Below are 24,456 nucleotides of genomic sequence, written 5' to 3' on the forward strand. Positions count from 1 at the left end.
TGAATTCCAGTTTCTACGGGAAATACAAAATTAATTGACTTGACTTGTCACCGCACACCCCAAAAATACAAAAAAGTCATCAAAATTAACCTCATTTTCTACAAAGAAGCAAAGCAAGATCGTCTAAACTCTAGAATCTATAGCAATCCTAAGTCATTTGTGGCAAAAATCCATAAGAATATAGCTTAGGGAAATCAAAAACTTGGCCATCAGCAAATATCTTGAATAGCTCTTTAACTCTTTTAAATGAATCACATAAAAAATAAAATGTTCTCAAGAAATTTTTAGTTTGCAGCCAAATATCTTCAACTGGATTTTGCTCGGGAGCATTCGGAGCAAACTTCGTACAAGTAATCAACCATTCATCTTCTTCTAAGCCTTCATTTAGCTCTTTTAAAAAATCTCGAAATTGTTGAGAGTCGTGATACCTGGCACCATCCCAAAAAATGGCTAATTTTTGTCCCGGTCTTTGTTCTCGTAAGTATTGTATAAACTGAATGGTATTGTCGGTATCGGCTTTCGGGTATTCTTGAAGAATAAATTCATGAGTTTGGTAATCTAAAGCGCCATAATAACTTTGGCGACTTTTTTGGTTTTTAATGGGAATTTCGACTCTTATATCTTTTCTTCCCCAAACAAAACCCAAGACGTCTCCCCAAAGAAGATGACATTCATCAATCATAAACACAGCAAGCTTTCCAGCTTTGATATCCTCTTCCCAGTCCTTAAGCTTCTTTTGAATTTCTTCTTCTTTTTTTTTGACTAGCTTTTCATCTTTGGCTGGATTCTTTTTTTGCGACTTTTTCCAGCTCATGCCAGCCGCTTTCAGCAAGTCATAATAACTTTGATTTGAAGAATAAATCACGTTGTATTCTTGCTGCAAATATCGTTTTAAGTCAGACAATCTCAAATACTCTTGTTGTCTTATCCATGAAGTGATTTGTGTTTTTTCTTCCGGTTTTAGATAGCCTTTACTTCCTTTGTATTGAAGATTCAAACTCTCAACACCCTCAAAAATTGCTTTATTTTTCCATTGACTAACGAAGCTCGAAGAAACATTTAATATTTCTTCAATTTTCTTAGAGGGTTGACCAGATAATTTCATTTTGGCTGCCAATGCTCTCTTCATTTCTTTGGTATTTGTGGTATTTTCAATGAAATTATCTAGCTCGTCTATGATATTCATGAGGTCTGTCTGATATTGAGAATCTTCCGTGTATATTATAACAAAAAAAGCTTCCATGAATCATTTAGGACTGCTATAGAATTTTAAATCTAAAATTAAATGAGCTATTGTCTCAATCCTCAATGTCCCAATCCCCACAATCTTGACAAAGAAAATTTCTGTCTTTATTGCGGTGCGAGTTTATGGCTAAAAAATCGCTATAAAGCCATTCAATTTTTAGGAGAGGGAGGATTTGCCCGTACCTTTAAAGCAATCGATCGCGATCGTCTTAACAGTTTTTGTGTTATTAAACAGTTTTTACCGCAAGCTTACAATCAACCAGCTATTACCAAAGCCAGCGAATTGTTTGAAGGAGAAGCCCATCGTCTTTATCTACTCGGCTATCATCCTCAAATTCCCAATTTATGGGCGTATTTTGAAGGAGATCGATATCTTTATTTAGTTGAAGATTTCATCGAGGGTTGTAATTTATATCAAGAATTTAAACAACAAGGATGTTTTACCGAAGCAAAAATCTGGGATTTACTCAAGCAATTATTACCCCTTCTCCAATTTATTCATCAAGCGGGAATCATTCACCGCGACCTCAAACCGGAAAATATTATTCGCAAACCTGACGGGACTTTAGTGTTAATTGATTTTGGGGTGTCCAAGCAGTTAGCCATCCAGGAAGGCGAGACGATCGCCACGGTGACGGGAACCCCAGGATATACCCCTTTAGAACAAATGAGAGGTCGAGTCTATCCGGCGAGTGACTTATACAGTTTGGGATTAACCTGCATTCGCTTGCTGGTCGGATGTTGGTTAAATGCGGACGGTTCGGACGATTTGTACGATCCGTTATCGGGAAGTTGGATCTGGGAAAAAAAGTTATTCGATCGCGGAATCAGGGTCGGCGATCGCCTTGTTTTGATTCTCAATAAATTATTACAAGAACAACTGACACGACGCTATCAATCGGCGAGTGAAGTGTTAGACAGTATCGCCAGCGATCGGTTGATTCCGGAATTGCCGGAGTTTCCAACTGTAAGCATCCCCACGATATCGGTCCAATTGACTCCCGAATCTGTTTTAAATTCTGACAAGCCGAAAACGTTATTTTCAAGATTACCGCCACCACCAAAACCGCCGTTAAAAATGTTTTTAGCGAGTCAAGTGGGGATGGATTATCGAGAGTTAGGGGAGTATTTAATCGAGGAAAAATGGCAAGATGCCGATCGCGAAACTACGAATTTAATCCTCAAATTGGCAGGTCGCGATCGGGTCGGTTGGCTGGATTGTGACAGTATCGCACGGATTCCGGCAACAGATTTAAAAACCCTAAATCGACTGTGGGTGATTTATTCCCAAGGACGGTTTGGATTTGGGGTACAAAAACGGATTTGGTTGGAAATTTTAGGAAAAGAAAAGCTTAATGCACATTCGGTGAAAGCCTTCGGCGATCGCGTGGGTTGGCGACGGGGCGATCGCTGGCTGTATTACGAACAAATTACCTTTGCCCGAGGGGCGGCGATCGGCCATTTGCCCTTACATTTTACCGCGCGTTGGGGAAAGGGATTTCACGTGTTTTGCGGGTGGTGTTTGCGAACTTTAAACGCTTTACTTTGTCGCGAGGAATTGTAGAAAGTTATTTGTAAAAGCTTATCTGAAAAGTTATTTAAAATTCAAAAATTATCTAAAAATTATCTCTATCTCGTTGCTCGCGATCCGATTGATAGGAGGAGGGGCGAGCAATTTTGCGCCCCTCCGGTCATTTCCAGATCGGCGGCAATTCACCCACTGACAATCAACTTGAACCGATTGAGAAGGGCGATCGCAACATAGTTCAAGCGGCGATCGAGGGTTTGGCCGTTTCTCGCGCCCATCCCCCATAATCTAATAACAGTTGTTCCATCAATCCCTGTTTCATTTTCAGCAAAACATTGCCGAGGAGTCGATTTCCGGTGGATTGCACGATCGCTTTTGGCATCAGCGAAAACGGCGGGGGGAGAAATATTTTTAAACTCAATTCGGCGCCGCCTCGCAAATAGCTGCGATCGACGAGCTGGCGCGGTTGCATGGTTCCGTAAAGATTGAGTTTAAAATGTTCGTTAATCGTTTCGATACCGCGCAATTCGCAACCGACGGATTTTAAATGAATCGTTCCTTCGCGATCGCTCCAAATCTTGAGGTCAACTGTCGGTTCGATCTTGAGGCTGAAGAATTTAAGGGGGCGCATGGTCAAGCGATAAGCGTCTGTTTCGAGGCTTTGGATGCGCTTGGGATCGGCGATCGCCCTGACGATACGTTGCGGTTCGCTCAAATAATGTTGAATGGGGACGGGTTGTTCGGGTACGGCGAGTTGTAACGATTGCGAAGCAATAAAGGTGTAGTACATCAGCAATAATTAAAGGAAGGATTTATCCAAAAATATGCACTCAAGGTTACTAGACTTTTTTCACCTTGGCAATCAGGGGACAAAAAATAGAGCCGAGTTCAAGCGGTCGGCGTCTGGGGCGATAAAACTTGCTGTCCTTGTACGGCGATTTCAGATTGGTTGGTATCCGACGCCCAGTGACGGTAATCGGCAATTAAATGATGAAGCAGTCGCTGTTTAATGGTCAGCAAAACGCTTTTTAATAATCCATTCCCCGTGGTTTCTAAAATCGGTTTGGGGGTCATCAACAATGGCGGCGGTAATTCTACAGAGACAGTTAAATCGGCTTTTCCGGTTAAATGAGTGATTCCGTCAACTTCATGGGGAGAAAGTTGACCGACTAAATCGAGTGAAAAACGGCGATTGATATATTCGACGCCGCGAATTTCGCAACCGACGGAGACAATGTTGACGGTGCCATCGGGTTTGGCCCACACCCGCATATCGACGGTGGGTTGAATCCGCAGCATCATAAATTCGAGGGGTCGCATTTTCAGGCGAAATCGCTCTGGGGAAAGTTGTTCGGTCCGACTCGGATCGACGAGTGCTTTCACCAAGCGTTGGGGTTGACGCAGATAGTGACGGATGGGAACGGGTTGTTCCACAACGGGAATGCGAACCGATTGGGAGGCAACGAACCGTATCTGCATGAGCAAGAGGTGAATGACAACGCTAGGACAATGTTAACGAAATTAACAATATTTAACAAATTTTAACTTCGGCGATGAACTGCCGAACGAGGGTAGTTCTAGGAATTTTCCAGAGAAAAACTGAGGGTAAAATTTGTTGGAAAAATCGGAGCTTCTCATAATCCTACTGTATTGCTGAGAAAAGTTAAAAAATATTTGCAATAGGGCGATCGCGCGGTCCGGAGAACTTCAATGCTCCTGGATCTCTAACTTGGGGAAGAAGCCGCGTAGAATTGAGCTATCTAACTGAGTTCGGTTCGCGCGGCGATCGCCCGCCCTCTAAAATTGAACCGCTTACAAGGCATTACCACTAGCTCGACATTATGAATGTCTCTCTCGCTTATTTAGGCCCGCCGGGAACCTACTCGGAGGCGGCAGCTTTGAGTTATGTGAAACAGGCCCGAACCCGCACGGGAATGGAATACCTGTTATGTCCGTATCCGAGCATCGCCCAAACGTTGCAGGCGGTGGCGGGTGGGGAGGTGCAAATTGCCGTGGTTCCGGTCGAAAATTCGATCGAAGGGAGCGTGACGGTCACCCTCGATACGGTTTGGCAGCTCGACAAGCTTCGCATTCAAGAAGCGTTAGTGTTGCCGATTTCTCATGCGTTGATTTCGCCGATGGAATCGCTGAGCCAGATTAAAACGATTTATTCTCACCCGCAAGCGCTGGCGCAGTGTCAGGGGTGGTTGGAGCAGTTTTTACCGCAGGTGCAGTTAATTCCGACGAATTCGACGACGGAGGCGGTGCGGCAGCTCGAAGAGGATCCGGAGGCGGGGGCGATCGCCTCGTGTCGGGCTGCCGAACTGTACGAAATGCCGATCGCGGCGTATCCGATTAACGATTCTCCGGACAACTGCACCCGGTTTTGGGTGGTCAGTTTGCAGCCGTCTCCCGGGGGGAGTCATACGTCCCTGGCGTTTACCGTTCCGGCGAACGTTCCGGGTTCGTTGGTGCAACCGTTGCAAGTATTTGCCCAGCGAAACATTAATATGAGTCGGATCGAATCGCGTCCGACGAAGCGATCGCTCGGCGATTACTTATTTTTTATCGATTTGGAAGCCGATACGCGCACGGCGATCGTCCAATCGGCCCTTGAAGAATTAAAAGGTTACACCAACATTCTCAAAATTTTCGGCAGTTACTCGATCGTCCAAGGTTGAACGGAGGCGATCGCCTCGCCTCGGTTCGTAGAATTCGTCGTGTTTCGCGTTGTCGTTGCGACCGTAGGATCCTTTTTATGTATCCCAGCTTTCAAGGTATCCCCAGTTTGCCGGATTTGACCCATCCCGACGAACTGCTCCAATTCGGCTCGAAAATTCTCGACTTATCAGTTAGCTTGGCCATTTTTATCGTCGGCGTCGGGATCGTCCTGGCGCTGCTCAATTGGTCGAACCGACGACAGGAGGAGGCGATCGCCCCGATCGCGCAAGGGGTGGGGCGTTACGTGCGCTTGCTCTATCAGTTACCCCACCTCGGACTGATTCTCGTGTTTTGTCTGGGCGGATTTTTCCTCTGTTCCACCTTGGCGAACCGATACCATCATTGGGAACAAGCGCGCATCCAACAAGTGGCGGCGACGGTGGCGGGCGATCGTCTCGAACAAATGGCGCCGCAAATTCGCTATCAAGTGGAAGAAACTTACACTTACGATCGCTGGGTGAACGGCGAACCCGTGCGCGTCGAAGATACTCGGGAAGTAGACCGTTACATGAGTCTGACGAGTTCTCAAATCGAGGTCACGGTCAACCAAACCGAAGGGGTGCAAGACGACCGACAGGTTTATCAGGTCGATTTTGCCGGGGAATACGAGGTCGTCAACCAGTTGAGGGAACCGGAGGATTTCTTTTTCGAGTTTCGTCCGCCCTACAGTTATTCCCTGCTGCAAAATTTTCGGGTAGAGCGCAATGGAGAACGCTTGGTGCAAGTCAATCCCGGGGATTATGGGTTTCCGTTTCGCCTGGAAGCGGGGGAGGAAAGCCGCTTTCGGGTGAGCTATCAGGTTCAAGGGGCGCCCCGATGGGTCTACAGTGCCGGGGGCGCTCCGGTGTCGAATTTCCGCTTGAGCGTGTTGGCGAATTTCCCGAACGCCGATTTTGCGAGCGGGATCGTACCCACGGAGACGAAACCGGAACGGGAAGGAACCCGGTTTACTTGGATTTTTGAGGATAATGTGTCGGTGAGTAATCCGTTTGGCGTGTTTACGGCGACGGATCCGGTCCGCCATACGGGGGTGTTGCCCCGTTTGTTATTGTTGGCGCCGGGGATCTTTTTGTGGTGGGTGTTGTTGTTATATTTTTCGGTGCCGATGCGCTGGCGAGATGTGGCGATCGCCGCCGGAATTTTCTTTGCCTGTTTGTTGAGTTTGACTTATCTGAGTCGGGCGATCGATGTCAAATGGGCGTGGACGTTGCTCACTCCGGTGTTTTTGGGGTTGGTGTGGGGACTCGGTTCTAACCGTCAGGCGTCTTTGGGGGCGATCGTGGCGACGATCGCCGGAGGGGTGTTACCCATTTGGGGGCTGATCGTCACTTATAGCGGTCTGACGTTGAGTTTGGCGGGTTTGCTCTCGGTCGCCTGGTTGAGCGTCCGCCAGTGGTACGGTTGGTCGGTGGTGGGGGGCGATCGCCCGTCTGCCAGATCGAGTCTCGGGGGATGAGAATGGCTCAACCCGTCGGGAGGCGATCGGCCTGGGAAACCGGGGCGATCGCCTTTCCATCAATCGTTGAGTGCATCTTTGAGGGCGGTTCGCGCCGCCAGGTGGGAGCGCGTCGAACTGAGAATTTCGGCTTCGCGTTCCAGGCGCGCTGCCGTATCTTGCATTTCTAAAAGGGTTTGCTGTTCGGCGGCGACCCCAGCTAAGTTGCTCGCCACCCAGTAGGACAGTTCGGTGGGTAAGGTGGGGACGTCCTCGGGTAATTCGATCTTTTGATCCATTAATTTTGCCGACAGGTGGACTACATCGCGCAACAGTCGGTCTACTTCGGCGGCGAGGGGGCGTAAATCCCGTTCGGGGGGTCGATCTTCGATCCATTCGACCAAACCGACGAGATAGGGCTTTTCGCGCACGTATTCGAGCACTCTAAACCGTTGTTGTCCGAGGGTGAGCATTTTCATGCGATCGTCGGGCAACCGTTGGTATTGAAGGATTTCGGCACAAGAACCGACGCTGGCGGGCTGACCTTTGACAGGATCCCACATGACGACCCCGAAACGGCGATCGCTCTCCAGAATCGTGTTCATCATGATTCGGTAGCGAAATTCAAAGATGTGGAGAGGTAAGGGTCGGCTGGGAAAGAGAACGACCTCGGGTAAAGGAAATAGGGGAAGTTCTCGAACGGCGATCGATGAGGAGGATGGCATTGTCCCTCAGTTAAAACGGTAACTGCGCTTCTTTTCTTACTCTAGCGGATTTTACCGAGGGAATCACCCCGAAAGTCGTGGCGGGTTGGAATCGTGTTTTGATATTATGAATAATTAACAGGTTTTTTCGGGTGTACAGATCGAGGCCGAGTGAAGCTCTTATGCCTCTATCCGTCCCCAATCCCACCGCCAGATCGAAGCGGCAATAGAATCATTTAAACAATGAGAGGTTTAGAGAACCCGGCGATCGAGACCGGAGCTAAAACGAATAAAAAGCCAAGTAAAGCACGGTATTTTCCCGTGTTTACTCAGCTTTCCCCATCTTGAAAAATCAATTGAAAAGAATAAGGGATCGAGCCAACTTGTTTAGAGTTTGACTTCGATATCTACCCCAGCAGGTAAATCTAATTTCATCAGCGCGTCGATCGTTTTCGAGGACGGTTGATAAATATCGATGATGCGTCGGTGGGTACGGGTTTCAAAATGTTCGCGCGAGTCCTTATCGACGTGAGGAGAACGCAGCAAGCAATAAATGCGTCGCTTGGTCGGTAAGGGAATCGGACCGATCGCCGTGGCGTTAGTGCGATTGGCAGTTTCCACGATCTTCTCGCAAGACGTATCGAGTAAGCGGCGATCGAAAGCTTTCAAACGGATGCGAATTTTTTGCTGCTGTAGGGTAGCCATGAGAATTGCTCTTTATCTCTCTTAAGTTGTCCAGGTTCGGATGAATGAGACTGGTTGCTTCCCTGAAAGAACAACCAGACAAATGAGGAGAGCAGAAAAGCTCGATTTTGTCAAGAGGCTTTTCTGCTCCCCAAAAATCCTCAGCGCGTCAATCTACACGAGGATTTTGGAAACGACGCCAGCGCCGACGGTGCGACCACCTTCACGGATGGCGAAACGCATTCCTTGTTCGATGGCGATCGGGTTGATCAATTCGACAGTCATTTTGACGCGGTCTCCCGGCATCACCATTTCCGCCGGACTGCCATCGTCAGCCGTGAACGCATCGATCGTTCCCGTCACGTCGGTCGTCCGCACGTAGAACTGAGGACGGTAACCGGGGAAGAAAGGAGTGTGACGACCGCCTTCTTCTTTCTTGAGAACGTAAACCTCAGACTCGAACTTGGTGTGAGGGGTGATCGAACCGGGCTTGGCAATCACCATACCGCGTTCGATATCGGCTTTTTGGATCCCGCGCAGGAGGACGCCGACGTTATCGCCAGCCATCCCTTCATCGAGAACCTTTTGGAACATCTCGACACCCGTCACCGTGGTGCTGCGAGTATCTTTGATGCCGACGAGTTCGACGGTATCGCCAACTTTGACCTTACCGCGTTCGATCCGACCCGTCGCCACCGTACCGCGACCCGTAATCGAGAAGACGTCTTCGACCGCCATCAAGAACGGTTTGTCGATATCGCGTTCCGGAGTGGGGATGTAAGCATCGACCTCGTCCATCAGCGAGTAGATTTTATCAACCCACTCGTTGTCACCTTTTTTGATGTTCGGGTTGCTGGTGAGCGCTTCGAGGGCCAACAAGGCAGAACCAGAAACGATCGGAATGTCATCGCCGGGGAAGTCGTAGTCGCTGAGCAGTTCGCGGACTTCGAGTTCGACGAGTTCGAGCAGTTCTTCGTCGTCAACTTGGTCTTGCTTGTTCAAGAAAACCACGATGTTGGGAACGCCGACCTGTTTGGCCAACAGGATATGCTCGCGGGTTTGAGGCATCGGCCCATCGGCAGCAGAGACCACCAGGATCGCCCCATCCATTTGGGCCGCTCCGGTAATCATGTTTTTCACGTAGTCGGCGTGACCCGGGCAATCTACGTGGGCGTAGTGACGGTCGTCGGTTTGGTACTCCACGTGAGCCGTGTTGATCGTGATCCCCCGAGCTTTCTCTTCGGGAGCCGCATCGATTTCATCGTACTTTCTCGCGCGGGCTTGACCGAGAGAGGCAAGGGTCAGCGTGATCGCTGCGGTTAAAGTCGTCTTGCCGTGATCGACGTGGCCGATCGTACCGATGTTAACGTGAGGCTTATTCCGTTCAAACTTTGCGCGTGCCATGAATGATGTGTTCCTTATTCCTGAAATACCAATCAGCTATCAGCAATCGGCTGTCAGCTTTAATAGAATTGGGCGTGAGTGCCAGACTCTGGCTTGAACTGAGCCTTGAGGGAGCGTCAGCCAAAGAGCGCTCGTGCTGATGGCTGACTGCTGACGGCTGTTTTATGCGTTCCCTTTGCTCTTGGCGATAATGGGTTCGGCCACATTGCGAGGCACCTCTTCATAGTGGCTGAACTCCATTGAAAATATACCGCGTCCTTGGGTCTTCGAGCGGATATCGGTGGCATAACCAAACATTTCTGCTAGCGGAACTTTAGCAGTCACTTTGGCAATTCCTTCATCGGAACCCATGCCTTCGATTTGACCCCGACGGGAGTTGAGGTCGCCCATGACGTCCCCGAGGAAGTTTTCGGGAACCTCAACCTCAACTTTCATCATCGGCTCTAACAGAACCGGTGAAGCTTTCATGACGGCCTCTTTCATTGCCATCGATCCGGCGATCTTAAAGGCCATTTCCGACGAGTCTACGTCGTGATAGGAACCGTCTACCAGAGTCACTTTGATGTCGATGAGGGGGTAGCCTGCTAGGATACCAGATTCGCAGGCTTCTTTCATCCCTTGTTCGGCGGGGTTGATGTACTCTTTAGGTACGGAACCGCCGACGATTTTGGAGACAAACTCGAAGCCGGTCCCCGGGTCTCCGGGTTCTAGTTCGATCACGACGTGACCGTACTGCCCTTTACCACCGCTCTGGCGGACGAATTTGCCTTCGGCGGTGATGGCTTTGCGGACGGTTTCGCGATAGGCCACTTGCGGGGCCCCGACGTTCGCTTCGACCTTAAATTCCCGAAGCATCCGATCGACGAGAATTTCCAGGTGTAGTTCGCCCATTCCGGCGATCACGGTCTGATTGGTCTCGGGATCGATGCTGACGCGGAAGGTGGGGTCTTCTTCAGACAGGGATTGCAAGGCTTTGGAGAGTTTCTCCATGTCTTGCTTGGTCTTCGGTTCGACCGCCACGGAGATGACGGGTTCGGGAATGTACAGGGATTCGAGGACGATCGGATTTGAATCGTCGCAAATCGTGTCCCCGGTGAAGGTTTCTTTCAGACCCAGGGCGGCTCCCAACTGTCCGGCTCGCAGTTGATCGACTTCGATCCGTTCGTCGGATTTAAGGACGATCAAGCGAGAGATCCGCTCTTTTTTGCCTTTGGAGGAGTTGTAAACGTAACTCCCTTTTTCGATGACCCCCGAGTAAACCCGCAGGAACGTCAAACGTCCGTAGGGATCGGACATGATCTTGAAGGCGAGGGCGGACATCGGCGCATCGTCGTCGGCGGGTCGGTTAGCCGTTTCGCCGTCGGGAAGGATCCCCTGAATGGGAGGCACTTCTGTCGGTGCGGGCAGGTAATCGACGACGGCATCGAGTAACAGTTGAACCCCTTTGTTTTTGAAGGCCGAACCGCATAGGGTCGGGACGATGGTTCCGGCGATCGTGCCTTTACGCAAGGCGTCGCGAATTTCGTCTTCGGTGAGTGCTTCGCCTTCCAAATATTTTTCGGTCAAGGCGTCGTCGGTTTCGGCAACCGATTCGACGAGCTTGGCACGATATTCTTGAGCGACTTCGAGGATATCGTCGGGGATTTCGGCATCTTCGATATCCGTTCCTACATCGTTGGTGTAGATCTTGGCGCGCATCCGCACCAGATCGACGATGCCCCGGAAGTTATCTTCACTCCCAATGGGGATTTGAATCGGAACGGCGTTGGCTCTGAGGCGATCGCAAAGCTGACCGTACACTTTGAAGAAGTTCGCTCCCGTGCGATCCATCTTGTTGACGAATGCAATCCGAGGCACTTTGTAGCGATCGGCTTGCCGCCAGACGGTTTCAGATTGAGGCTGAACGCCACCAACGGAGCAGAAAACCGCGACAACACCATCTAACACCCGCATGGATCGTTCCACTTCGATGGTGAAGTCTACGTGTCCGGGAGTATCGATAATGTTGATTTGATGCTCTTTCCAGTTGGTAGTGATCGCAGCGGCAGTAATCGTAATGCCCCGCTCTCGCTCCTGAGCCATCCAGTCCATTACCGCGCTTCCTTCATGAACTTCACCTAATTTGTGAATCATGCCGGAATAGAACAGAATTCGCTCGGTTGTTGTCGTTTTTCCCGCGTCAATATGAGCAGCGATTCCTATATTTCTTAGTTTCTCAAGCGGGACATTACGTGCCACAGCTACCTCCTTAGTCTTTGCTGCAAGTGGTTGTGCCTTCAGGAAATGATTCTAACGGTGTCAATTGCGATCGCAGCAATCGGACTGGTCAAAATTCCCTAGAGAGCCTCAGAACTTTGACGGGACGGGCTAATGCCGTCGGTTCTCGCTTCAGGTGTCCCCAGAGCGAGCGTCAGGCGTAGCACCTCGGTTACCAACACCCCCCGATCTCGATCGCGGGGAATTGCATTTTTGAGTGGGGAGGTCGATCCCTAGTGGGACGATCGCGCCACGAGAACCCTCGTGTTCCTTGCTCTGAAGAGCCACGGCGTTTCCCCCGTTTTCCGGCTCTCGCGATCGCAGCGATCCGTTTTCGGCAGATCGTACAGTTACGAGTGATTCTCCGATGCCAACGGTGGAACTTCTCTCGGTGAAGACTTTTCCACACCAACCGCCCCACGGGGGGGCCAGGTTCTCATCGTTGGGGAAGTTGACTCGCCGATCGCGAAGCCCCGATTTCCTCCACAGATGATTGTACTGCTCGGCGGGGTCCCCTTGGAGTGGCGGTTCGTAACGGGTCGAATCCCCCAGATCCTCCTCGATCGCGCTACCTGCCTGGAAGTCAGGCCAGACGGCGATCTCGAACGGTCGGCCATCGCCAAAGATCGCACTGAAGGAGTCTTGAATCGTCACTTGGGGACTGGCTGGCGGCTCTCGCCTTTGACTGACTCAACCCCCCGACGACTACAATCCACGTTTGACATCCTGCCCGATTGAGAGGCAGCGAACGCGGATTTCTCTATCTTGTTACATTTTAATATTTTTCGCAAGATTTGTTTACATAGATGGCGATCGCTTGGCAGCGATCCACTCACCTGAAACGAGTTTAATACCGATAGTGAGCAAATGCTTTGTTGGCTTCCGCCATCCGATGGGTTTCTTCCCGCTTGCGAATGGCATTTCCCGTTTCGTTGGCAGCATCCATCAGTTCGTTCGCCAATTTCATGGCCATCGTTTTCCCGGAACGAGAACGTGCAAACTGGGTAATCCAACGCAGTGCCAAACTGGTGCCTCGATCCGGTCGGACTTCCATCGGAACTTGGTAGGTGGCCCCACCAACGCGCCGACCTTTTACTTCAACCAAAGGCGTTACATTTTTGACAGCTTTTTCAAACGTTTCGAGCGCATCGGAACCCGTACGTTCTTCGATCGTTTTCATGGCATCGTAAATGATGCGAGAGGCAACGGATTTCTTGCCATTCTTCATGATCCGCCGGATCATCATGCTCACGAGGCGGCTGTTATAAACGGAATCAGGAGGAATCGGACGTTTTTGAATGGCAGTGCGACGAGACATAGTAAACTCTTGACGACGAAAATTATTCTAGAGCTTGATTGACACTCCCCGACCTCAAGGGACGGAGATTCTCGCTTCATCGGGAGTCCGACGACTTTCCCCTCGGCGAGCTTCTTGACCGTGTGTCCCACGGTTGCACTCGACAATTCACAGATCGAGTTGCGCTCTTTATTCTCAGAACTCGACTGACAGGCGAACCCGTTGGTTTTTCCTTGAGCGATCGCCGCGAGGCTCGTCAGGCGTTGTCATGGCGAGCTACTCGAAGCGTGACTCGATCGCTTAAAGAGCGCGGCAATTTCTGTGGCAATTACTTAGGACGCTTGGCTCCGTACTTGGAGCGACCTTGACGGCGATCTTTCACTCCGGCAGTATCTAAGGTGCCACGGATGATGTGGTAACGCACGCCAGGTAAATCTTTAACCCGACCGCCCCGAATCATCACGACGGAGTGTTCTTGGAGGTTGTGACCGATGCCCGGAATATAGGCGGTGACTTCAAACCCAGATGTCAAGCGAACCCGAGCCACTTTCCGCAGGGCGGAGTTCGGCTTTTTGGGGGTGGTGGTGTAAACGCGCGTGCAGACTCCCCGACGCTGGGGGCAACTTTTCAGAGCGGGCGATTTGGTTTTCTTCTGAATTTTTTGGCGTTCACTACGAATGAGCTGCTGAATTGTGGGCATGAGCTACAGCTTTTGCAAAGGTTTGCGTTTGTATCTTTCTAACAAACTACAACTATATCGGGTTTGATGAGTGCCTGTCAATTTTTTGGCTCGAAAAAGGGCGGCGATCGCCCGCGAAAGGGGATCGACCCGAGTGGCGATCGCCTTTCAAATGGACGCCTCGCCGCGATCGCACTCTGCGCTAAACGCCGCCCCTAAACGGAGTTGGCGCGATCGCGCTCGACCTCAAAAGCGTTACTGCAACCACAAGTTGCAGTGGCGTTGGGATTGTGAAAGCGAAAGGCGCCCCCCATCAGATCCTCAGAATAATCGATCGTCAGACCGTCAAGGTAATTCAAACTGGCGCGATCGACAACAACGCGAAGCCCGTTACTCTCAAATACAGTATCTTCGGCTCCCACAGACGAATCAAACTGGAGGGTATAGCCAAAACTCGCACAACTTCCGGCGCCAATTCCGACGCGAAACACCGCATCCGGGTTATTTTGCTTAGCTTTCAGGCGGCTAACTTCTTTCAAGGCCGTCTTACTCAGATGAATCATTAAAGCGACAACGATGACCTTCAACTGTAGTTTGATTGTAGGGGCGAGCGATCGACAAGTAAACGGCTTCGCCGCGTAAGGGGTCAAACGAGAGCAGCATCGACCGCCAACGGATTGACGGTCGATGGGATTAAGTCGAACGAATCTCCTCCCGAGGTTGCCTCCAGACGGTGACCCGTCCTCATTTAGGACTTGCTGCGAGCATAATCATCTTGGAAGCGAACGATGTCATCTTCCCCTAAATACTCGCCGTTTTGAACTTCAATCAAAACTAGGGGAATGACGCCGGGATTTTCCAAACGATGATTGGTGCATTGAGGGACGTAAGTCGATTGGTTGCTGGTGAGCATCAATTCGCGATCGCCACAAACCACTTTCGCCGTACCGCAAACCACGATCCAATGTTCGCTGCGGTGGTGGTGCATTTGCAAACTTAACCGATGACCCGGTTTGACTTCAATTCTCTTAATTTTATAATCTTTTCCTTCTTCAAGAACCGTGAAAGACCCCCAGGGTCGCAATTCCGTCGCGGCGACGCCGGGGGGAGAACCGACCGGGGTCGAGACTCCTGCATCACGAGTGCTGGGTTGGACGTTAACCATAATCCTGTCTCCTGATAAAGCTTTGAGAATTCGTTCGTTTCCCAAGTGGATTCGGTAAGTTCCGAAAAGGTTGGCGGTTGCATCTAACCCACTCGAACCATTGGACTCGATGGGATGGCTCCGGTCGATCCCGAAGTGCGAGTCATCGTGCGGGCGAGCCAACGGCTCCCGGGTGGGGAATCAGAAGCCGTGGAAGCAGCGAACCGTGAGGAGGAGAAACGAGTTATCGAATCTTTCTCGTTCAGCGTAACAAGTCGATCGCGGTGGTGTCATCCGTTCGCGAAATGAATTTAAGCGATCTACATCAAGTCTTTAATCAGAGCTTCGACCCTTTAAAGGAACTTTATTAAAAAGCCGCTATTTTTAGCGTCGAAAATAAAAAGGGAGTCGGGGAGAGAACCTCGGTTGAGATGGAGCGATCGCCGAAAATTGGGGGCTGACTCTAGAGCGAAAACCTGTTTTCGATCGTCTTTTTAGACTTGGTAGCAACGGAAAAAGCAGCCGGAGAAAAACGAATCGATCGCTGCTGCACGGCGACGATTTCCGAAGATGGATAGGGATGGGGTGGAGGGTTAGGGAGAGGCGATCGCGTATTTATACTCCCCCTTATCTAAGTTTTTAAGTAGATTTACTCAGGCGGAAGTTATTGAGAAAAAAACGAGTCTCGGACAACAAAATAACGGTTGGAATGCAGACCCTTAGAGGACTATCAAGATCTCTTGACTTATTTTCGAGTAAATCAGTTCATAATAAACACAATTTGAGAGATCCGTCGGCGTTCGGATTGTTCACAAAAGAATGTTTCCGAAGAACGACAAGCGGTCAGCACCCCGCTCTAAAGAGACAGGGCTTCGTCCCTCTCCTTTAGTAGGGGCGTTTCGCGAAACGCCCCTACCCCTTTCGCGAAACGCCCCTACCCCTTTCGCGAAACGCCCCTACCCCTTTCGCGAAACGCCCCTACCCCTTTCGCGAAACGCCCCTACCCCTTTCGCGAAACGCCCCTACCCAGCCTAAGCCCTTCGAGGGCTACGTTATCGGTATCCTACCTGGGGATACGTCGCCAGTCCCCTGCTCTAGAACCAAACCGTTAAACCGTCGTACGAGGGGTAAGACAGTGCGCTTTGGGGAGTCCCGACCGATAACATTGGCTCGGCGCTATGACGCCGTGCAGGTTATGCACCTCTTTTCGCTCCCCCCACGAAGGGACGGCGATTAAAACCGCCCGTTTCCTGTTTCCTCCCCGGTCTAAAGACACGGGGCTTCTAAACTGACCGGAGATTTCGTGAAGATATTGCGCCGCCTCAATCCTCATCGGCAGGGAGCGGAAGAAAGCGACAGCGTCCGAGAAAACGGGTTCAATTGAGGCGCCTCCCCTCGAACAGAGGTCGCCATGGCGATCGCTCCGGGACGGGGGGACGATCGCCGAAGACGGTCAGACTCGTAGGGAGTTGGCGCCGCCCGTGGAGCGAAGGGGAAACCGGACAAGCGATCGGGTCTCTCGCTCCCGAGATGACCGAGGGGAGGGAGGGGACGAGAGTAAGCGGAAAACGAACGATTCACCGAATGCCGAGGCGATCGCTCCAACTCACCGTGTAAGGGATTGCCAGATGAGAATCACTTATATATTATTTTTCGGAACGAGGGAGCTTGAGGGAGCGATAAAACCCAGTCTTCAACAAAGAGCGAGTCAACCAGACGAGAAATGTTGGAGGGGAGAGATCCATCGACTCCCTCAAGCCAACTAAGCGGTTCGATGCCGCGATCTTTGGCAAATGCTTTCAATCCTTTACACGGCGATGCAGTCCAGGTAAACTATCCTGTCTTCAGGCTAACCATGACTTACGAATACAAGTTACAACCCACTGCCGAACAGATGGCCACCATCGAGCAAACCCTAGGTGTGTGCCGTTCGGTTTGGAACTTTGCGCTCAGACAGCGTAAAGATTGGTGTAACTCCCGTAAGTCTCCCATTCATGCTTGCTCAATTCACGCTGAATACATCATTGCGGCTGACGAACCATTCCCGAACTACCACAGACAAGCCAAGCAATTAAGCGAGGCCAAAAAACAATCCCTTCAACTAAAAACAGTTCATTCTCAAGTTTTACAGCAGGGTTTAAGGAGTTTAGATAGAGCTTGGGATGACATGAAAGCCAGGAGGTTTGGCTTCCCTCGGTTGAAAAATGAGTATCGGATGCATTCGTTTGTTTTTCCTCAGTTAGGAAAAGACCCAATCCAGGAGGATGCGATTAAGCTCCCTAGCCTAGGATGGGTTCGATGGCGGCAGTCAAGGCCGATTCCAGAAAGGTTTGAAGTCAAGCCAGCAGAAAATGTCTGTGAACTGGAAGCGACGGGGAGTATCGGTTACGATGCTCTAGTTGGTGCGGGACGAAGCAGAAAAGCAGTGTCGCGAGCAGTGTCGCGAGGGACTGCAATCGCGCACTTGAAAGAGATCGAGCATAGGGAGATGACTTAAGTGGGGGAGGTTGTCAATCCATACTGGAAAGCGCTAGTGGGATGGTGGAGTGAGGCAAGTGGGTAACGCGGCGGAGATCTCGCTCAAGAGAAAGGGAAACAAAGATCGACGGCGGCCAAAAATAGGGAGCAAACCATTGAACGAACATCGAGTAACGGCAAGCAGAGTTGAAAAGCAAATCGTTGACCCGGCAATTCTGGCGATCCCCACAGGAGAGAAGTTTGGCGATATCTGCTTTTGAGCTGTTTTTGTTTAAGATAGTAGTTACCTCTGAAATTAGTAGTTAGCTCTGAAATTAATTTTTTGCTTTTCAAGGATTTGGCTATCGCGATCGCCCCCATTGGAGCAACGGTGAAGAGACTAGATTTTCCTTAGCCCGAAGCTGCCGGGGAGTCAAAGCGCAGGAATTTAAAGATGAACGATCGAATGAAGCGAACGCGACCGCAGCCGACTCGGCAAGTCGTCAGAAAGGAGCCAATGCGCCATCCGATCCGGCTCCGCTTCCCCGAAAAAGAGGGAAATTACCATTAACCGTTCGATCCTCGGCGAACGAACTGCCTCGATCGCCGCGCTACAGCCAAGTCAACTCGTCGCGCGACCGTTCTAGGCACGGTGCCATCCTCGTCAGTCTTGAGTCAACAAATACAGTAAGCCACTCCGGGAGGGAGAGCGTTGAATCAGAATAAACCAATGAATCAGGGGTTAGAAGCTGGGTATGGAGGCCAACGATGGTTGGTCGAAGAACGGGATGCCTGTGGCGTCGGATTCATTGCCAATCCGCGTCAGGCTGCCAATCACGAGATTGTTGCCAAAGCGTTAAGTGCCTTAACCTGTCTGGAACATCGCGGCGGTTGTTCGGCAGACCGAGATTCCGGAGATGGAGCGGGAGTGATGAGTGCCATCCCCTGGGCTCTACTCGAACGGGATTTAGCCAAGAGCAATCAGAGTTTGCCCTCCCGAGAAAGTTTGGGGGTAGCGATGATGTTCGTGCCGAGAGATCCGCAGGAATTCAGCATCGCGCGCGAAGTCGTCGAGAGAGTCCTCGACAGCGAGGGGTTGAAAGCGATCGCCTGGCGTCCGGTACCCGTCAATCCGGACGTGTTAGGGATCCAGGCCCGCGAAAACCAGCCCGGATGTCAACAACTGATCGTCGAAGCCGAAGGCGTGACCGGGGACGCGCTCGAACGGCGCTTGTATTTAGCGCGGCGCTCGATCGGCAAAGCGATCGCCGCCGACGATCGGCTGACCTGGGGGGATAATTTTTATATTTGTTCGTTCTCCAGCCGCACGATCGTCTACAAAGGTATGGTGCGCTCCGCCGTGCTAGGAGACTTCTATCTGGATCTCAAAGATCCCGATTACGTCAGTCACTTTGCGGTGTACCACCGACGGTTCAGCACGAATACGATGCCGCGATGGCCCCTCGCCCAGCCGATGCGCTTGCTCGGACACAACGGGGAAATTAACACCCTGCTGGGCAATATTAACTGGATGATGGCGCGCGAAGTGGATTTAGCCCATCCGGTGTGGGGCGATCGCATCGAGGATCTCAAGCCGATCGTCAGTCGAGAGAACAGCGACTCGGCGACCCTCGATAACGTCATGGAACTGCTAGTGCTTTCCGGGCGATCGCCGATGGAAGCCCTCACCGTCATGGTGCCGGAAGCGTACCAAAACCAGCCGGAACTGGCCGATCGCCAAGAAATCGTCGATTTTTACGAATACTATAGCGGCATTCAAGAAGCCTGGGACGGTCCGGCCTTGCTCGTCTTCGGCGACGGCAAGCAAATCGGCGCCACCCTCGATCGCAACGGCTTGCGCCCGGCCCGTTACGTCATCACCAAAGACGGCTACATCGTCGTCGCCTCCGAAGCCGGAGTCGTCGAAGTTCCCGAAGCCGAAATCGTCGAAAAAGGACGCTTGGGGCCGGGTCAAATGATTGCGGTGGATCTCGAAAGTCACGAAATCCTCAAAAACTGGGAAATCAAAGAACGGATTGCCCGCAGTCAACCCTACGGCACCTGGCTGGCGGAACACCGCGCCCAATTAGAGCCGCAAAGCTTTGAAGGGCAAGCGCGTTTGGATGGTAACAGCCTCCTGCAACGGCAAACCGCGTTCGGCTACACCACGGAAGACGTGGAAATGATTATCCAAGACATGGCCAGCGCCGGGAAAGAGCCGACCTTCTGCATGGGAGATGATATTCCCCTGGCGGTGCTGTCGGAAAAACCGCACTTACTCTACGACTATTTCAAACAACGATTCGCCCAGGTGACCAATCCGGCGATCGACCCCTTGCGCGAAAGCTTGGTGATGTCGCTGAACATGGTCCTCGGCGAACGGGGGAACCTGCTCGAAGTCAAGCCGGAATATGCCGGACAGTTGAAGATCGAGACCCCAGTGCTCAACGAAGCCGAATTAGAAAGCATTCGCAGCAGTGGCTTCCAAACCGAGACCTTGAGTACCTTGTTCTCGATTTCCGGCGGTCCGGGCGCCTTACGCACCGCCGTCGATCTCCTCTGCGAACGGGCGGCGCAAGCAGTGCGCGCCGGAACGAAAATCTTAATTTTAAGCGATCGCTCTGGCGGGCAGTGTGCCCTCAACGCCGAAACCACCTACATTCCGCCCCTGCTCGCCGTCGGTGCGGTTCACCACCACTTAATCCGCCAAGGCTTGCGGATGAAAGCGTCCCTGGTGGTCGATACGGCGCAATGCTGGAGTACCCATCATTTCGCTTGCGCGATCGGCTACGGAGCCAGTGCCATTTGCCCGTATTTGGCCTTAGAAACCGTGCGCCACTGGTGGGCCGATGCCAAAACCCAGAAACAGATGGAACGGGGCAAATTGCCGCAACTGTCCGTGGAGCAAGCGCAAGGGAATTACCGCCATGCGGTGGAATTGGGCTTGTTGAAGATTCTCTCGAAAATGGGCATTTCCCTGCTGTCGAGCTATCACGGCGCCCAAATTTTCGAGGCGATCGGTATCGGTAACGAGCTGTTGGAACTGGCGTTTTCCGGAACCACTTCCCGGGTCGGCGGCTTGAGCGTCGAAGAACTGGCCCAAGAAGTGTTGGCCTTCCATAAGAAAGCGTTCCCGGAACTGAGTACCAAGAAACTGGAAAACCTCGGGTTCATCCAATACCGTCCCGGGGGCGAGTACCACATGAACAGCCCGGAAATGGCGAAAGCGCTGCATAAAGCGGTCGCCAGCTTCCAAGGTGAGGCTGCCGGAAATGGCAACGGCGCGGCGGCGGAAACGGCGAAGAGCGGTTACGACCACTACACGGTTTATCAGCAGTATTTGCAAGGGCGTCCGCGCACGGCTTTGCGCGATTTGCTCGACTTTAACAGCGATCGCCCGTCGATCGCGATCGAAGAGGTCGAACCCGTCGAAGCGATTGTCAAGCGCTTCTGCACCGGGGGGATGTCCTTGGGCGCCCTCTCTCGGGAAGCTCACGAGACTTTGGCGATCGCCATGAACCGCCTCGGCGGGAAGTCCAACTCCGGCGAAGGCGGCGAAGATCCGACCCGCTTTAAAGTCCTCGACGACGTAGACGAACGGGGCCATTCCTCCTTACTGCCTCACTTAAAAGGCTTGCGTAACGGCGATACGGCCTCTTCGGCGATCAAACAGGTGGCGTCGGGACGCTTTGGGGTTACTCCCGAGTACTTGATGAATGCCAAGCAGATCGAAATTAAGGTCGCCCAAGGGGCGAAACCCGGTGAAGGCGGTCAGCTTCCCGGCAAGAAAGTGAGCCCCTACATCGCCATGCTGCGGCGATCGAAACCCGGCGTTTCCCTGATTTCGCCGCCGCCGCACCACGATATCTATTCCATCGAAGATTTGGCGCAATTGATCTTCGACCTGCACCAAATCAACCCGAATGCGGGGGTCTCGGTGAAATTAGTGGCGGAAATCGGCATCGGCACGATCGCCGCCGGGGTAGCGAAAGCGAACGCCGATATCATTCAAATTTCCGGTCACGACGGCGGAACCGGGGCGTCGCCACTTTCCTCGATCAAACACGCCGGAACCCCGTGGGAACTGGGATTGACTGAAGTTCACCGCGTCTTGATGGAAAACAAACTGCGCGATCGCGTCGTCCTGCGCGTCGATGGCGGTTTGAAAACGGGTTGGGATGTGTTGATGGGGGCCTTAATGGGCGCCGAAGAGTTCGGCTTCGGCTCGATCGCCATGATCGCCGAAGGCTGCATCATGGCCCGCATCTGCCATACCAACTCCTGCCCCGTCGGCGTCGCCACCCAGCAAGAAAAACTGCGAGCGCGCTTCACGGGTATTCCCGAGCACGTGGTCAACTTCTTCTACTTCATCGCCGAAGAAGTCCGCAGTCTGCTCGCCAAACTCGGCTATCGTTCTCTCGATGAAGTAATCGGTCGCGCCGACCTGCTGACCGCGAGCGCGAATTTGAGCCTGACCAAAACGGGGACGCTCAATCTCGACTGCATCACCGAGTTACCCGATACTCGGGGCGATCGCTCCTGGTTGAATCACGGGCCCGTTCACAGTAACGGTCCGGTCCTCGACGACCAGTTACTCGCCGATGCGCAGATTCAAGCCGCCATCCAAAATCAAGGCACCGTCGAAAAAACGATTCCCCTGGTGAATACCGATCGCAGCGTCGGTGCCCGACTCGCCGGACATATTGCCTCTCAATACGGCAATACGGGCTTTCAAGGTCAGATTACCCTCAAGTTCCAAGGGGCCGCAGGTCAAAGCTTCGGCGCCTTCAACTTGCCGGGAATGAGCCTGATTCTCGAAGGGGAAAGTAACGATTACGTCGGTAAAGGGATGCACGGCGGCGAGATTGTTATTTATCCTCCCGCCGACGCCAACTACGACCCGGCGGAAAATGCGATCGTCGGTAACACCTGTCTCTACGGCGCCACGGGTGGCGTTCTCCTCGCCCGAGGTCAAGCCGGAGAACGCTTCGGCGTTCGCAACTCGATGGGTAAAGCCGTCATCGAAGGCGCGGGGGATCACTGCTGCGAGTACATGACGGGCGGCGTTATCGTCGTGCTCGGTAAAGCCGGACGTAACGTCGGCGCCGGGATGACAGGCGGTTTGGCCTACTTCTTAGATGAAGATGACAGTTTCCCGGCGAAAGTTAATCCGGAAATTGTCAGTATTCAGCGCGTCAGCACCCCAGCAGGGGAGAAACAGTTACGAGAACTGATCGAAGTGCACGCCGAACGCACGGGAAGCGGCAAAGCGAAGGCGATTTTAGCCAATTGGGAACAATATTTGCCCAAGTTCTGGCAAGTCGTACCGCCTTCGGAAGCCGACACGCCGGAAGCCAGTGCGCAAGCGGCAGGGGAAAAGGTTGCGGTAAAAGCCTAATGAGGTAGTTTCTGGAGATCGGGGGAACGCACATCGATTCGCGTTCCCCGCGATCGTCCAATTGCGCAATTCTTACAAAAGAAGTTAGTTAAAAGAAGGCAGTCGGGGACTGCCTTCTTTATTGCCTTTTGCCTCTTCCCTTCTTACTCAATTCCATCCGGTTTCGGCGTTTGAACTTCCGCAGGTGGTTCCGTTTCCGGTGGTTGTTGTAACTCTCGTTCTTTGAGTTCGAGCAGTTCGGGTAAAGTTAAGAATTGATATTGACGCTGTTTGAGTGCGGCGATAATCGTCGGTAATGCTCGAACGGTCACCGAGCGATCGCCGCCACCATCGTGCATGAGAACGATGCCACCCGAACGGGCTGTATTGACCACATTATTAATTAATTGTTCTAACGAGGGTAAGCTGGCTTCTCGGGCATCACTCGACCACATGGCGACGAGATAGTTTTGGCTGCGGGCATAACTCGCTAAACCATTAGTAAGAACGCCACCGGGGGGACGAAAAATTCTGGTTTGCACCCCCGTGATTTCGTAGATTAACGAGGCGGTATCTTCGATTTCTCGGGCGGCGACTTCCCGGGGGACGGGGTGATAGTGGTGACTCCAGGTGTGATTGGCGATCGCATGGCCGTCGGCGACTACTTTTTTGGCCACCTCGGGAAAAGCTTTTAAATGCTTGCCAATCCAAAAGAACGTTCCCGGAACTTGATTCTGTTTGAGAATATCTAAAACTTGTTCGGTATAGTTCGGCCACGGTCCGTCATCGAAAGTTAGGGCAATATATTTCTGTTCGCTCCCTAATTCGACGTCGTAAATCGTCGTTCCTTGAAAAGAAAGAGGAACGTCAAAAATTAAGCGTTTTTCTTTTTGAATTTGTTTTTGCTCGATCGCCTGTTGAAAATTATCGAGACGGGCGATCGAAACCCGACCGAATTGTAAAGCATTGACCGGAGGGGAATAAGAGTCTCTTACCTTCGTTTCTCGTTTCAAGAAAGATAAAAAAGGAAAGGCGTGAGAGGAAACGTGGCTCGAAGGAAAAAACGAACCCGCAAGGAGACTGGCTAGGGTAGCGCCGAGGGCGATCGCCAGTTTTTGCCAAATAACGGAGGGACGAAAGTTTGCCAAATTCAATCTCCTAAATGATATTTTTTCGGAGTTGTCAAGCAAGAGCGAATCGTTATGGCACCCTCATGGCAAGGAGAGGAATTAACAATCGATCGGCGATCGAGACCGAGAAACTTACAGCAATTTTCCATCGACTCAGGCACAAAACCAATGGCTGAATGGCCGTTTTTCCAGCAACGACATTCCAGAAACGAGAGCTTGAGGAAATGTAGTACATCAGTCCGAGAACGGAGATCGACTCTCTGGCACTTCTCAATAAACTCATGTAGAAACACATCGCCAGATTTCCACAGGCGGGGAAACGAGCTGGAATGTTCTACCCGATCGCATCAATCGGCAGCTTTCCATCTCAAATCAAACCCGATCGAGTTTAGATC

Annotated in this window: 19 protein-coding genes; 7 read left to right on the forward strand and 12 right to left on the reverse strand. The window is 51.7% G+C overall.

From position 1 onward, the window contains the following. Positions 1–148 precede the first annotated feature (148 nt). A complete protein-coding gene (locus HCG48_RS19895; RefSeq protein WP_168571816.1) occupies positions 149–1,186 on the reverse strand; it encodes an IS630 family transposase in 1,038 nt (345 codons plus the stop codon). Between the two features lie 99 nt (positions 1,187–1,285). Here HCG48_RS19895 and HCG48_RS19900 point away from each other — a divergent pair, with 99 nt between their 5' ends. Continuing rightward, a complete protein-coding gene (locus HCG48_RS19900; RefSeq protein WP_168570723.1) occupies positions 1,286–2,809 on the forward strand; it encodes a serine/threonine-protein kinase in 1,524 nt (507 codons plus the stop codon). Between the two features lie 202 nt (positions 2,810–3,011). Here the strand turns inward: HCG48_RS19900 and HCG48_RS19905 are convergent, their stop codons facing one another. Then, positions 3,012–3,563: a DUF1997 domain-containing protein gene (locus tag HCG48_RS19905; protein ID WP_168570724.1), complete on the reverse strand. Its 552-nt coding sequence runs from the start codon at positions 3,561–3,563 to the stop codon at positions 3,012–3,014. A 98-nt stretch (positions 3,564–3,661) separates the two neighbouring features. After that, complete coding sequence (locus HCG48_RS19910) at positions 3,662–4,252, reverse strand: DUF1997 domain-containing protein (RefSeq protein ID WP_168570725.1); 591 nt, start codon at positions 4,250–4,252, stop codon at positions 3,662–3,664. 362 nt (positions 4,253–4,614) lie between these two features. On the opposite strand from HCG48_RS19910, the gene pheA reads away from it, so the two are divergent. Beyond that, on the forward strand, positions 4,615–5,454 hold the full coding sequence (gene pheA, locus HCG48_RS19915; protein WP_168570726.1) for a prephenate dehydratase: 840 nt from the start codon (positions 4,615–4,617) through the stop codon (positions 5,452–5,454). Between the two features lie 77 nt (positions 5,455–5,531). Continuing rightward, the gene (locus HCG48_RS19920; RefSeq protein WP_168570727.1) at positions 5,532–6,950 is read left to right on the forward strand and encodes a hypothetical protein; all 1,419 of its coding nucleotides are present in this window, start codon (positions 5,532–5,534) and stop codon (positions 6,948–6,950) included. A gap of 59 nt (positions 6,951–7,009) precedes the next feature. Here the strand turns inward: HCG48_RS19920 and HCG48_RS19925 are convergent, their stop codons facing one another. The 6 genes from HCG48_RS19925 to rpsL all read right to left on the reverse strand — a co-directional run bounded on the left by HCG48_RS19925 (position 7,010) and on the right by rpsL (position 13,974). Beyond that, positions 7,010–7,654 carry an LON peptidase substrate-binding domain-containing protein gene (locus tag HCG48_RS19925; protein ID WP_168570728.1) on the reverse strand — a complete coding sequence of 215 codons (645 nt, stop codon included), beginning with the start codon at positions 7,652–7,654 and terminating at the stop codon, positions 7,010–7,012. Between the two features lie 366 nt (positions 7,655–8,020). After that, complete coding sequence (rpsJ, locus tag HCG48_RS19930) at positions 8,021–8,338, reverse strand: 30S ribosomal protein S10 (protein ID WP_168570729.1); 318 nt, start codon at positions 8,336–8,338, stop codon at positions 8,021–8,023. 153 nt (positions 8,339–8,491) lie between these two features. After that, positions 8,492–9,721, reverse strand: a complete 1,230-nt coding sequence (gene tuf, locus HCG48_RS19935; RefSeq protein WP_168570730.1) for an elongation factor Tu — start codon at positions 9,719–9,721, stop codon at positions 8,492–8,494. A gap of 162 nt (positions 9,722–9,883) precedes the next feature. Continuing rightward, positions 9,884–11,959, reverse strand: coding sequence for an elongation factor G (gene fusA, locus HCG48_RS19940; RefSeq protein ID WP_168570731.1), 2,076 nt, complete (start codon positions 11,957–11,959; stop codon positions 9,884–9,886). A gap of 865 nt (positions 11,960–12,824) precedes the next feature. Beyond that, on the reverse strand, positions 12,825–13,295 hold the full coding sequence (gene rpsG / locus HCG48_RS19945) for a 30S ribosomal protein S7 (RefSeq protein WP_168570732.1): 471 nt from the start codon (positions 13,293–13,295) through the stop codon (positions 12,825–12,827). A gap of 307 nt (positions 13,296–13,602) precedes the next feature. After that, entirely contained in the window at positions 13,603–13,974 is a 372-nt protein-coding gene (gene rpsL, locus HCG48_RS19950) for a 30S ribosomal protein S12 (RefSeq protein WP_168570733.1), read from the reverse strand. A gap of 66 nt (positions 13,975–14,040) precedes the next feature. Between rpsL and HCG48_RS26590 the strand changes: the two genes are divergently transcribed. Continuing rightward, on the forward strand, positions 14,041–14,172 hold the full coding sequence (locus HCG48_RS26590) for a hypothetical protein (RefSeq protein WP_281362030.1): 132 nt from the start codon (positions 14,041–14,043) through the stop codon (positions 14,170–14,172). Here HCG48_RS26590 and HCG48_RS19955 read toward each other — a convergent pair. Together HCG48_RS19955 and HCG48_RS19960 are read right to left on the reverse strand one after the other, a co-directional pair. Continuing rightward, positions 14,169–14,540, reverse strand: coding sequence for a HesB/IscA family protein (locus HCG48_RS19955; RefSeq protein ID WP_320415746.1), 372 nt, complete (start codon positions 14,538–14,540; stop codon positions 14,169–14,171). The genes HCG48_RS26590 and HCG48_RS19955 overlap by 4 nt on opposite strands. A gap of 161 nt (positions 14,541–14,701) precedes the next feature. Then, complete coding sequence (locus HCG48_RS19960) at positions 14,702–15,118, reverse strand: cupin domain-containing protein (protein ID WP_168570734.1); 417 nt, start codon at positions 15,116–15,118, stop codon at positions 14,702–14,704. A 1,359-nt stretch (positions 15,119–16,477) separates the two neighbouring features. Here HCG48_RS19960 and HCG48_RS19965 point away from each other — a divergent pair. The 3 genes from HCG48_RS19965 to HCG48_RS19975 all read left to right on the forward strand — a co-directional run bounded on the left by HCG48_RS19965 (position 16,478) and on the right by HCG48_RS19975 (position 22,952). Then, positions 16,478–16,714 carry a hypothetical protein gene (locus tag HCG48_RS19965; protein WP_168570735.1) on the forward strand — a complete coding sequence of 79 codons (237 nt, stop codon included), beginning with the start codon at positions 16,478–16,480 and terminating at the stop codon, positions 16,712–16,714. 238 nt (positions 16,715–16,952) lie between these two features. Then, positions 16,953–17,594, forward strand: a complete 642-nt coding sequence (locus HCG48_RS19970) for an RNA-guided endonuclease InsQ/TnpB family protein (RefSeq protein WP_246259648.1) — start codon at positions 16,953–16,955, stop codon at positions 17,592–17,594. A 690-nt stretch (positions 17,595–18,284) separates the two neighbouring features. Further along, complete coding sequence (locus HCG48_RS19975) at positions 18,285–22,952, forward strand: glutamate synthase-related protein (RefSeq protein WP_168570736.1); 4,668 nt, start codon at positions 18,285–18,287, stop codon at positions 22,950–22,952. A gap of 143 nt (positions 22,953–23,095) precedes the next feature. Here the strand turns inward: HCG48_RS19975 and HCG48_RS19980 are convergent, their stop codons facing one another. Next, the gene (locus HCG48_RS19980) at positions 23,096–24,079 is read right to left on the reverse strand and encodes a polysaccharide deacetylase family protein (RefSeq protein WP_246259650.1); all 984 of its coding nucleotides are present in this window, start codon (positions 24,077–24,079) and stop codon (positions 23,096–23,098) included. Positions 24,080–24,456: the final 377 nt, after the last annotated feature.

Origin of the sequence: Oxynema aestuarii AP17 (assembly GCF_012295525.1) — a bacterium.
GTDB lineage: Bacteria > Cyanobacteriota > Cyanobacteriia > Cyanobacteriales > Laspinemataceae > Oxynema > Oxynema aestuarii.